Source organism: Collinsella aerofaciens (assembly GCF_009876115.1).
GTDB lineage: Bacteria > Actinomycetota > Coriobacteriia > Coriobacteriales > Coriobacteriaceae > Collinsella > Collinsella aerofaciens_N.
In genome coordinates, this window is record NZ_WWSY01000016.1 from 12,209 (window position 1) to 23,985 (window position 11,777).

General features: G+C 62.0%; 7 protein-coding genes. All 7 read right to left on the reverse strand.

Annotated elements, in window-relative coordinates; translation table 11 throughout:
• Positions 1–39: 39 nt before the first annotated feature.
• The 7 genes from GT571_RS08020 to GT571_RS08050 all read right to left on the reverse strand — a co-directional run bounded on the left by GT571_RS08020 (position 40) and on the right by GT571_RS08050 (position 11,717).
• The gene (locus GT571_RS08020; protein ID WP_161156529.1) at positions 40–903 is read right to left on the reverse strand and encodes a phosphatase PAP2 family protein; all 864 of its coding nucleotides are present in this window, start codon (positions 901–903) and stop codon (positions 40–42) included.
• Positions 904–959: 56 nt separating this feature from the next.
• The gene (gene mfd / locus GT571_RS08025; protein ID WP_161156531.1) at positions 960–4,592 is read right to left on the reverse strand and encodes a transcription-repair coupling factor; all 3,633 of its coding nucleotides are present in this window, start codon (positions 4,590–4,592) and stop codon (positions 960–962) included.
• A gap of 223 nt (positions 4,593–4,815) precedes the next feature.
• Positions 4,816–6,282 carry a hypothetical protein gene (locus GT571_RS08030; protein WP_161156533.1) on the reverse strand — a complete coding sequence of 489 codons (1,467 nt, stop codon included), beginning with the start codon at positions 6,280–6,282 and terminating at the stop codon, positions 4,816–4,818.
• A 212-nt stretch (positions 6,283–6,494) separates the two neighbouring features.
• Positions 6,495–7,586, reverse strand: coding sequence for a zinc ribbon domain-containing protein (locus tag GT571_RS08035; protein ID WP_161156535.1), 1,092 nt, complete (start codon positions 7,584–7,586; stop codon positions 6,495–6,497).
• Positions 7,587–7,704: 118 nt separating this feature from the next.
• On the reverse strand, positions 7,705–8,370 hold the full coding sequence (nth, locus tag GT571_RS08040; RefSeq protein ID WP_161156537.1) for an endonuclease III: 666 nt from the start codon (positions 8,368–8,370) through the stop codon (positions 7,705–7,707).
• A 63-nt stretch (positions 8,371–8,433) separates the two neighbouring features.
• Positions 8,434–10,236 carry an ABC transporter ATP-binding protein gene (locus GT571_RS08045; protein ID WP_161156539.1) on the reverse strand — a complete coding sequence of 601 codons (1,803 nt, stop codon included), beginning with the start codon at positions 10,234–10,236 and terminating at the stop codon, positions 8,434–8,436.
• Between the two features lie 125 nt (positions 10,237–10,361).
• Positions 10,362–11,717, reverse strand: coding sequence for a DNA recombination protein RmuC (locus GT571_RS08050; RefSeq protein WP_161156541.1), 1,356 nt, complete (start codon positions 11,715–11,717; stop codon positions 10,362–10,364).
• Positions 11,718–11,777 lie beyond the last annotated feature (60 nt).

An 11,777-nucleotide genomic window follows, 5' to 3' on the forward strand; every position in this document is an offset into this window, starting at 1 on the left:
CCTCTCTTACCAGGTATCGGCCAGATGATTCAGGTGGGGCTATTGTACGCCGTGAGGATAGGCAATGCGCGCGGCAAGGCACTCAAGTGCCAACACCAGGGCAAAGCCGCAACTCACGTCAGTCAAAAAGTGCGCTCCGATCACGATACGACCAAAGGCGACGAGCGCCGCAACCACAGCCGCCGCCCAAAAGACCACGCGACGGCGCGAGGGCTTTTCCTTAAAGGCCGCCGCGGGAAGCCCGGCGAGCATAAGGCCGATCGCCGCGTGCGCCGTATGTCCGCTCGCAAACGACTTGAAGCCGTCCCTGATCACGCCAGCGGCGATATAGGCCCACTTGTCGGGGTTGCCGATCACCCACCACGGCTGAAAATTGAGCCCCGGCGTGACCTCGATCACGCGCATGCGCGGGCGTGACCACAGCGGTTTGACGATCACGTTGAGGATGATGGCTTGGGCAACCCACACGGCAAGCACCATCAGCGCCCAGCGCGTGAGCTCGTCGGGGTCGGTGTCGCGCGTAAGGCGATAGACGATGAGGTTGGCGGCGATGACCAGCACAAACGTCAGCACCAGCTGAGCCGCGATGAGTTTGCCGCCAACCCGCAGGGACGAAATAATCTCGTAGCCGGCCAGACCGACATTGACAAGGATGCCGAGCACGGCGAGCCATTTGCTCCCCCTGGAGTCGGGACGCGCCGCGCGCACAAGCATGACGCCCGCGATGCTCGCCGTCAGCTCGAACGGCAGCTCGCCGGCGGCCTCGATAAAACGGCCGTACATGCTACCGATGTTGAACAGCGCACTCGAGATCTGATAATCGAAGAAGCTGCCCACGCCCAGGCAAAGGGCAAGGATAACCGCTATAGCAGCGGCGTCTTTCTTATAGATGTACCCGAACATACTTTCCTTTCGATGGAACCAGATTGCCCAAATGGGGCGTTTGCAGCGTCGACCCGCTAGTCATCGTCGGACGCGCCCAGCTGCTGCAGCAACATGAGTGCCGCGGCCACCGGGCCGGTGCCGTCGTTGGCGTCGAGACCGCGACCCAGGCCGCTGCCCGCGCCGGCGCCCGCCTTGTAGGGCACCGACAGCTTGCGGCTCTTGGGGAAGTTCACCGCGCCATAGCGGGTCTTAAGCTCATAGGCCACCTTCTTGGGCACGTCGACACCCAAAAACGTGATGCGACCGCCGCTGAGCGTGACGCTCTCGAGCCCCAGGCGCTCGCCGCGGATACGGATGCGCGCGCGGTTGAACAGGTTGAGTCCCGCCAACGGCAGCTCACCGTGCGCGGCCTCGGTCTCCTCCTGCACCTCGTCGATACTCTCCAGGTCCTCGGCGGCCGCGAGCTTGCGGTACACGAGCACGCGCTGGTCCACCGCCGGCAGGTACTCCTCGGACAAGAAGTAATCGGCCGGCAGGTTAATGCCCACGCTCGCCGCCTCCACGCCGGCGTCGTCATCGCCGCGCGCCTCGGCCACGGCCTGGCCCAGCATCTGCGTAAACAGGTCAAAGCCCACGCTCGACAGGTTGCCGTGCTGCTCGGCGCCCATGAGCGAGCCGGCACCGCGGATCTCCAGGTCGCGCATGGCGATGCGCATGCCGCTGCCCAAGTCCTGGAACTCGGAAAGTGCGGTCAGGCGCGCCGTGGCCTCCTCGGTGAGCGGCAGCTCACCCGGGAACATAAAGTACGCATAGGCCTGCGTGGCCGAGCGGCCCACACGGCCCTTAAGCTGGTAGAGCTGTGCCAGGCCCAGGCGCTGCGAATCCTCGATGATGAGCGTGTTGGCAGTCGCGTTATCGATGCCGCTCTCCACGATGGTCGTGGCGATGAGCACGTCGATCTTTTTGGTCGCGAACTCGATCATCACGTCCTCGACCTCGCGCGGGCTCATCTTGCCGTGCGCCACGCCCACGCGTGCCTCGGGCGCGGCCTCGTGCACGCGCGCCACGGCGTCGTCGATGGTTTTGACGCGGTTGGACACGTAGTACACCTGACCGCCGCGACCAACCTCCAGGCGAATCGCCGCGCTCACCACGTCGGGGTCATACTCCCCCACGTGCACGATCACGGGACGACGCCCAGTCGGCGGCGTGGTGATAAGGCTCATGTCGCGCACGCCGCTCATGGCCATCTGCATGGTTCGCGGAATCGGCGTTGCCGAAAGCGTGAGCACGTCAATCTGCTCGCGCAGGTTTTTGAGCTGCTCCTTGTGCTGCACGCCAAAGCGCTGCTCCTCGTCAATGATCACCAGGCCCAGGTTCTTGGGGTTCACGTCGGCCGAAAGCAGACGATGCGTGCCGATAAGCACGTCGATCATGCCCTCGGCAAACGCCTTGAGTGCGCGCTTTTGCTGCGCCGGCGTACGGAAGCGGCTGAGCACCTCGACCTCGAGGCCAAACGGGGCAAAGCGCTCAAAGAACGTCTCGTAGTGCTGCTGAGCCAGAATGGTCGTGGGGCAGAGCACCATGACCTGGCGGCCGGAGTCAACGCACTTAAACGCCGCGCGCAGGGCGACCTCGGTCTTGCCAAAGCCCACATCGCCGCACAGCAGGCGGTCCATAGGCTTGGGCGCCTCCATGTCGGCCTTAATGTCGGCGATGGCCTCCAGCTGGTCGCGCGTCTCGTCGTAAGGGAAGCTCTGCTCCATCTCGATCTGCTCGGGCGTGTCGGGCGGGCAGGCGATACCGGTAATCGACGAGCGGCGCGTATACAGGTCGACCAGGTCGAACGCCAGCTTTTTGGCGTTCTTGCGCGCTTTGTTGGTGGCACGCGTCCAGTCGGCGGTGTTGAGCCTGGTCAGGCGCGGCTTATCGCCGTCGGGGCCAACATAGCGTGTGATGCGGTCGACCTGCTCCAGCGGCACGTAGAGCTTGTCGCCGTCGGCATATTCCAGCAAAAAGTAGTCGCGCTCCTTGCCGCCCACTTCCTGGCGCGCGATCTCGCTAAAGAGCGCGATGCCGTGAGTGGCGTGCACCACGTAGTCACCCGGCTTAAACGGGAAGGTAATCTGCGTAATGTCCACCTTGCGACGGCTGCGCGCGCGGTTGGCGTCCATGCGGGCATTGAGGTCGGCAATGGAGAACACGGCCAGGTTGGCATCGGGCACCACCACGCCCTGCGGCAGGGCGGCATCGACAAAGGTCACGCGCCCGCGCGAGATGGTGGGCACGGCGGCACCGGCGGCAGCCTGGGCGGCACCCGCCTCGAGTGAGCGGGCGTTGAGCGCATCTGCCTTGCGCTCGCGAATGGAAGCATGGGCCTCCTGGCGGGCGGCGCGATCGGCAGAATCCGCCGCTGCAACGCGCACATGGTCGCCAATGACGCCTGCGTTTTCGGGCGCGGCCGTTAGCGATTCCTCAAAGGTAATGCCCTCGTCACCAAAGGTGAGCTCCATCGACTCGCGCGCACCGCGGTCGGGGATGGCAAACACGCAGGCGTAGCGCTTGCCCACGACTTCCTGAATGCGCGTCATAAAGCGATTGTCCGAGCCTGCGATGGCTGGCTGCTCAATCTTGAGCTCGGCCGTCACCGCACCGCCGGCACGGATGAGGCTTACGTAGTTCAGGCGCTGCTGGGCACCAAAGTCGAGCTGCTGGGCGCGCACGTACAAGCCGTCTAGACGGTCAACCCCCGCCTCGCCGGCACGGGTCTCGATATCCTCGTAGGCGCGCAGGCAGTCGTCGAACAGCGAGCGCGGCTCGGACAGCACCACGAGCGCCTTGCCACTCACGTGCGACAGCGGGCTCACGGTTTGGCCGTACATCACCGGCAAAAAGCGGTCGAGCTCGGGCGTGACGATGCGCGCATCCACCATCTCGAGCAGCGCTGCCAGTTTGCTGTCGTCCTGGCTGGCGCGATAGAGCGCCACATGCATGTTGTGGACGGCCTCGTCGGTGAGCGCCAGCTCACGGCAGGGGAAAATCTCGATACTGTCCTCGTTGCCGATGGTCTGGCCCGTTGAACTCACCATGCGGCGGATGCGGTCGATCTCGTCGCCAAAGAACTCAATGCGCACGGGCGCCTTTTCCTGCGCGGGAAACACCTCGACGGTGTCGCCGTGCGCACGGAACAGACCGGGCGCGTCGGCGGTGCCGGCATTCGTGTAGCCCATGCCCACCAGGCGCTGCGGCACCTCGTCAAAAGGGATCTCCTCGCCCACGGCGAAGATCGTGGACTCCCAGTAACGGCTCTCGACCGGCGGCACGCAGCGCAGCAGCGCGCGAGCCGAGGCGACCATGATGCAGTTGTCCCCGCGTACGATGCGTCCGAGCGCCTCGCAGCGCTGGGCCACCACGGCGTCGTCGGGCGCCTGTTCGCGCCAAGGGTAGTCCTTACGCTCGGGAAAACGGCACACGTGTGCCAGGCCCACATAAGCGGCAAGGCTGCGCGCGGCGCGATCGGCCGCGTCCTCGCCGCTCACAATGTAGACCGTGGGGCGCGGACGGCGCGCAAACTGGGCTGCCGCCATAAGCGTGCGACCCGACTGCGACACGGCCAGCGTCACGTCCTCGCCGGCATCGAGTCCGGCCTCGACGGTCTGCAGCGCCTCGGCAGTGTAGAGCTGCGCGGCTATACGGTGAATGAGCATGCTGTTCCTCCGGCATTGCAACGCCAAAAGCCCGCCGGGGCAAGCTCGGCGGGTCGTACGTCAAAAATCATTGCCTGTCATGGTAGCGCATGGAGAGGACTCCTGCTCAAGCGTACGCCCAGCCCCGCAACAAAAACGCCAGATAGAACTGGACTCACCGGCTTCGCCAAAATCTCCCCGTCACGTCGAACGCCGCAACCACGGAAGGTGCCCCAAGAAACGGCTATTCCTCAAAAAAGCTCGCAACGTTTAAACGGCTCGTCCACTCTCCTATGGTGTTGGCAAAGCCGACGCGTGTGTACACGCCCGCAAAACGGCCGCGATACAGGTACAGGCCTTCCATATTAGAAGCAGGCGCAAAACCAAGATCATCCACAAGTCCTTTGGGCGCCTCTCCTCGATGCGGCCCATCGACAAGCGTTCCGCGCAAGCAGGGAGTCTGATACTGCTGAGCATACTCCTGTACAATCGCCCCAGCGGCCGCAGCGCGAGCTAGCACCTGGGACCATTCCTGTTCCGTGGCATCCAAACCAGCGACAACGCCAACCGCATTGTAGCCGCCGCACGGCTTGACGATCCATCGGTCCTTTTCGGCAAATCTCGACAACTGGGTGCTTTCGTCCAAAATCTCGGTATAGGGCACATGCTCCCGTACAAACGATTGCTCCTCCGGGCTCAACAAGGACTGACCGGCCCGAGACCACAAAAACGCAAATACGGTCTTAGTCGCACACGGCCACGTTCTAAAACCACCGACGATGCATGCAAGCCCTTCTTGGGCAGCCTCGATTAAGGCCGAGCGTCCGTCGCACGGCTTATTCCACAGCTCGCCGGTCACCGCGCGCCGCCAGACGCAATCAATAGGACCAGCGGCATCGCACAGGCACCTAGCACCGCTTTCGCCTTCGCCAATCCGCAGGTCGCGCACATCCGCAAAGCGTGCGACTACACCCCGCCGCCTCATAAGGTCGACAAAATGAGCCGCATCTTCCAAGTCGATGCTTTCCGAATAGTCGACGATTGCCACCGAAGCGGGACATTTCTTTGATTGCGGTGCATAGAGCCCCTCGTCAACGCGGGCCCCGTCGTCCGATCGTGCGCTATCCTCGGTGCGGCGAGGATGGGCCAACTTCCACTCTGCATAGGTCTCAAACAATGCATCTATCCAACTACCGCACAAATCGTACTGCCGAAAGCCGGGGTAGTCGGATGCAAACTCCTCAAAGGAAGGCGTCATTCGCACTGCCTGACAGACCGCATCGGTTACTACCATTCCAGCACTGCCGTCGGTATTGAGCTCGCAAAACGTATACGAACCGGTGTCCTCGTCAAGAAAGATATCAACACGCGCAAGGGGAATCTGGCAATCATAGCCGGCATCCATAGCGCACAGGTCAGCAAAAGCCTGATCTATGCGAAACCACGCACGCACGGACGCATCGGAGCAAAACGCCCGCGTCACCTTGTCCATGATGCCGTACATACGCTCGGCGGCCTCTTTAAGAAGCGACGTCATGTTCTTGTCGAATATCTTTGGCGTCAGAGCCCAGGGCGCAGGATCGCCGTGGTAGAGCGCATGGGTTTGAGACAAGTGCTCGTCGCCTTTGCGACGACCAGGCAGGTCACCTTCGCGCTTGCGCACGATGCGCTCAAAATAATCTTCAAGCTCTCGCGTCTTCAATGTTGCCACGTTGCCCTCCATTGCTTGTTTTTTTGCTCATGCTACGCCAGCACGCCACGACTTCGGCACGCTTGAATAGCCTTCTAAATTAGCAACACATTTTTGCATGAGGCAGCGGGAGGCAACATATACTCCAGCTCAAGCGTACGCCCAGCCCCGCAACAAAAACGCCAGACGGACGAGCCGCCTGGCGTGATGGAGACAAATTCTAATTCCGAAATCTAGTCGTAATTAATGCTTTGCAGGGCGAAGGCAGGAGCACCGTCACCGGCGGCGACCTTTACCACGGCAGTTCCGGACATCGCAGACGTAGAGTCGACTCCAATCGTCGCCTTCAGCTGATCGGCAGGCAGCCCGTAAACGCTCTCGGGGACATCCGAGACCAGCGGGGATGGGCCACCGTTATAGCTCTGCGCAACATATGCCTCAAATGTCAGGCGGTACGTGTTGTTTCCAAGGTCCTCCGCCGCTGTAACGATTGCCGGAACGGCTATTTTCGCAACCCCGTGTTCTTCGTTGAAATACAGGTATCCGTCTTGGACCGTAGCCCTCGTCCCAAGCGCCTGAATAACTTCGTCGTACTTCCCCTCATTGTCATCAAACTGCATTTCGTCATCGGAAAGCGTCATTCCAAAAAGGCGATTCATTTCGCTATGTACGGCATCTATCGCGATTTTAAACCCGTATCTTTTCCCGCCGATGTCGCTTCCCCGCTCTACGCGCTTTGAGCCGTTGTCAAGAAAATGGTTAAAGATGAAAAACGTCATGTCGCGTTGCTCTTCTGCAGACAAGCCATCCGTTACGTCAAACAGCGAACTCGGGTCATTCTTGTTGTAGCCAAAGTCCTCCTCCGTAAAGTTCGACAGGAACAGGTTCGCGGCGGCATAGGTTGCCTGGTCGTTGAGGTCGACTTTTACGCTGCTGCCGGTCTGCTCAGGCTCATCCGCCTCATCCTCGTCGGCGGCAGGCTTCTTCTTGGCGCTTCCCTCGTCCTTGTGCTCGGCCGAACCCTCGTCGGACCCAAGCGCCGTAATCTGCGATGAGCCACCCTGCCCAAGCGGGCCCAGCACGCCGGTCAGTGCCAGCGCAGCGCCACCGGCCACCAGCACGCCTGCCACACATATGCCGATAATCACCGCTCGCTTATGCGATTTCTTTTGTACGGCACCCTGCACGGGAGGCATCCCTGCCGCCGACATCGGTGCGGGCTCAGCAGGCGCGGCCGCCGGAGAAGCGGCGCCCACACGCGCCCCGCAGTTCGTGCAAAAATCGGTTCCGTCGGGTATCTCGGAGCCACACTTGGTGCAAAACATATTCGGACATCCCCTCACAACAAACGGCATCTGTCGCCATCATATTGAGCCTTCGCAGCCCAAATGTGTTGCGCAACATTGGCCAAAGCCTTCGGACGCCGGCAAAACGTGCCGAGCCCTACCCCGTCACGCGCACGCTGGGGCACAAATCCGCCAGCGGGCACTCGTCGCACTTGGGCTTACGGGCATCGCAAATCTCGCGGCCAAAGGTGATCCACTGGTGATTGACCGACTCCCAATACTCGTGCGGCAAGATCTTGAGCAAATCCTGCTCGGTCTTGAGCGGCTCTTTGGCGTGCGTCTTGGGACTCAGCATCAGGCGGTGCGCGATGCGGTTGACGTGCGTATCGACCGCGATGCCCTCAACAATGCCAAATCCCACGTTGAGCACGATGTTCGCCGTTTTGCGTCCCACGCCCGGCAACTTGACGAGTTCCTTCATGTCGGCCGGCACCTCGCCGCCGTAATCGGCGACGATCATTTGCGCGGCCTCCACGGCGTGTTTGGCTTTGCTCTTATAGAAGCCGAGCGACTTGATGGTCTCGGCCACATCGGCCACACTTGCCCCGGCCATGGCCTCGGGCGTGGGCCACTGGGCAAACAGCCGCGGCGTCACCTTGTTGACCTGTGCATCGGTCGTTTGAGCCGAGAGTAGCACTGCAATCAGCAGGCGAAAAGGATTCTCGTGATCCAAAAAACACTCGACCGGGCCATAGCGACGGTTGAGGCGCTCGCACACCTCAACGGCGCGCTCGCGTTTGGCGGCATTGGTCTCGCGTGGCATAACGACTCCTCGCTTCGGCGGCATAACAAACCTATGGGCACAATTGTCCCACGTATGGGGTCTTTACGCCTCCAAAAATGCGCCGGTCTGGCGGCCCCACAGGCTTGCGTACTCGCCGCCTGCCTCGACAAGCTGCGCATGCGTACCGTCCTCGACAATCTCGCCGTCCGCCAGCACCACGATGCGGTCAAGCGCCGCCACGGTGGACAGGCGATGCGCTACCACAATGGAGGTGCGACCGCGCATCAGGTTCTCGAGCGCCTCCTGCACCAGCGCCTCGGACTCGCTGTCCAAGGCAGACGTCGCCTCGTCGAGCACCAGGATCGGCGCGTCAGCGAGGATAGCGCGGGCGATGGCCACGCGCTGGCGTTGGCCGCCCGAAAGCTTAACGCCGCGCTCGCCCACCATGGTGTCAAAGCCACGGGGCAGGCGGTCGATAAACTCCAGGGCATTGGCCAGACGCGCAGCCTCGCGGATCTGCTCGTCGGTGGCGTCGGGACGGCCGTAGGCGATATTCTCGCGAATGGAGCGGTGAAACAGCAGCGCCTCCTGTGGCACGTAGGCAACCTGGCGGCGCAGGCTCTGCTGCGTGCAGTGCGAGACGTCTTGGCCGTCCACGAGCACGCGGCCGCCCTGTACATCGTCCAGGCGCAGCAACAACTTGGTGAGCGTCGTCTTGCCCGAGCCCGATTTGCCCACCAGGCCCACGCGCTGGCCCGCCGGCACATGGAGCGTCAGGTCGTCGAACACGCTCTCGCCCGCCGCGGCGTCACGGTATGCAAAGCTCAGGTGCTCAAAATCAATCGCGCCCTCACGCACCTTGAGCTCTGGGGCATTCGCGTCGTCTGCCACCAGACGCGGCTCGTCCAGCACGCGCGTCATCTCGGCCGCATCGCCCAGCGCGCGGTTGATGCGCTGCATCATGGAGCTCACGTAGTTCAGACGCATGGTGAGGTTGTACGTATAGGTAAAGATCATGACGAGCGCGCCGGCAGAGATGCCAAACCACGCGTTGCCGCCCGCCACGAACACACTCACCACGGCCATGGTGATGACGATAAGGCCCGAGGTCGTAAAGTTGCGCTGCATCATGGCGTGCATCGATACCGTTTCGGCATCGCGCGCGGCGCGGTCGGCGGTATCGAATAGGTCGCGCTCAAAGTCCTCGCGCCCGCAGGTCTTGACGGCCAGAATGTTCGTAACCGCGTCGGACAGTACGCCCGACAGCTTGTTCTGCGCGGCGGACGTCGCGGCCGAAAGCGGCATAATGCGCTTGTACATAAGCCAGACAAACGCGATGTAGACGGCCATGATACCCACCAGGATCACGGTAAATGTGGGCACCACCGGGGCGAGCGCCGCCACCGTGCAGATGATCGAGGTGATGGTGGGGATGAGCGAATACACCGTCACGTCCACCAAGCCCGTGTAGCCGCTCATAAAACGGCTCGTCTGACTCACGAGCGATCCACCAAAGCGGCTGGTGTGGAACGTCATGGACTGGTTGGAGAGCGTGTCAAAGCACAGGCGCGCCAGATGGTAGTTGCCCGCGATCTCGAGCTTGTAGACGGTGTAGTCTTGCAGTTTGGAGAGGATCTGACCCATCAGGTTCACAAGCACGAGCGCCAGGATGTAAGGGCCAAAGACTTCGAATACTTGATCGCCCGCCACGGGGCCCGCTTGGACGCGATCGACGATGAGGGCCATCACATAGGTGTTGGCAAACGTGAGCAAAAAGATGTAGCCCGCCGACGAGAACACCGAAAGAAAGACGATCAGCGGCTGCGTGCGCGTGACATCCCAAAAACGCCGCAGCGTGCGGCGCACGGTGGAGCGCTTGAGCGGGCTGGTGCTTCTCTGAGACATGGGCTTCCTTTCGCATCTGATAGGGCGAAACGCCATTGTTGCACATTGAAGCGCACTCCAGGCAAGCACGATGCGAAAAGCGTCCGCGCCCCGCGTTTACGCCGGCACCCCGCCGTCCGTTGCGGCTAGTCCTCGTCTTCCTGGCCTGCGAGGAAGTCTGCGGACTCCAAGTCCAAAATCTCGTCGGCTTCCCGCGCGTCTTCCAGCGCATCGATATCCTTGAGCTTGCGCTCCATAACGTTGGTGCGCGTGGTGATAATGCCCTCGACCGTTTTACCCGCGGTCTCGATCTGCTGCTGGGCGCGGCGCAGTGCCTTTTGATAGCGTGGCAGTTCGGCCTTGACGGCGGAAAGCACGCGCAGCACGTCATCGGTGCGTTTTTGCAACTTAAACGTCTGGTAGCTCATCTGCAGGCTGTTGAGAATGGCCGCCATGGTGCTGGGGCCGGCAACGTTGACGTGATAGTCGCGGCCCAGGGTCTCGATAAGCCCGGGGCGGCTGACGACCTCGGCATACAGGCCCTCAAACGGCACGAACATAATGCCAAAATTGGTCGTCGCGGGCACGCTCAGGTACTTTTCGCAGATATCCTTGGCCTCGCGCTTTACCATGGCGTCAAGCGTCTTGCGCGCGGTGGCCACAGCCTCGGCATCACCCGACTCTTGCGCGTCGAGCAGGTGCTCGTACGCATCTCCGGGAAACTTGGAGTCGATCGGCAACAGCACGGGGTCGCCCTCGTCCACCGGCAGCTTGACGGCAAACTCAACCCGCTCCGAGGCACCGGGCTTGGTGGCGACGTTTTCCAGATACTGATCGGGTGTGAGGATATCCGCCAGAATCGCGCCCAACTGCACCTCGCCCAAAATGCCGCGCGCTTTTACATTGCCCAGCACGCGTTTGAGGTCGCCTACGCCGGTGGCAATGGATTGCATATCGCCCAAACCCTTGTACACAGCCTCGAGCTGGTCGCTCACCTGTTTAAACGATGCCGACAGGCGATCGTTGAGCGTGCGGGAGAGCTTCTCGTCCACCGTCGCGCGCATCTGATCGAGCTGCACGTTGTTGTCCTTGCGGATGGCGCCCAGCTGGGCATCGACTGTCTCGCGTACTTTGTCCAGGCGGTGTTCAATGCCTTCGCGGTTGGCGCCCAGCTGCTGGGCCGTCTCGCGACGCAGGTCGTCCATGCGGTCGCCGGCCTGTGTGAACTCGCGCGCAATGGCCAGATAGCGTTGCTGCTCAACGGCCGCATCGGTTGTCTGCTGCTGCGCGATGGCATTTGCCGTGCGGCGGGTTTCGGACAGCGCGACGTTCAGGGTGTCGAGCGCGTTGTTGGCCTGCTCGAGCGCAGCCAACATCTCTGCCCCGCCATCGCCGCGCTCCCGCAGCTCGGCGCGAAGGCCCTTAAGCTGCAGGGCACAAGCCACAGCAACCCCCACCGCCACCAAGGCGATCACAACAAGCACGATATCAATAGCAGACATAGACTCCGCCCAACAAACTCAATCGACCACCGATCAAAACCGCGATCAATCTTACCCCGC

Bases quoted from the DNA above. Each gene is read 5' to 3' on its own strand.
- GT571_RS08020 (WP_161156529.1), bottom strand. From the start codon at position 903: ATGTTCGGGTACATCTATAAGAAAGACGCCGCTGCTATAGCGGTTATC.
- mfd (WP_161156531.1), bottom strand. From the start codon at position 4,592: ATGCTCATTCACCGTATAGCCGCGCAGCTCTACACTGCCGAGGCGCTG.
- GT571_RS08035 (WP_161156535.1), bottom strand. From the start codon at position 7,586: ATGTTTTGCACCAAGTGTGGCTCCGAGATACCCGACGGAACCGATTTT.
- nth (WP_161156537.1), bottom strand. From the start codon at position 8,370: ATGCCACGCGAGACCAATGCCGCCAAACGCGAGCGCGCCGTTGAGGTG.
- GT571_RS08045 (WP_161156539.1), bottom strand. From the start codon at position 10,236: ATGTCTCAGAGAAGCACCAGCCCGCTCAAGCGCTCCACCGTGCGCCGC.
- GT571_RS08050 (WP_161156541.1), bottom strand. From the start codon at position 11,717: ATGTCTGCTATTGATATCGTGCTTGTTGTGATCGCCTTGGTGGCGGTG.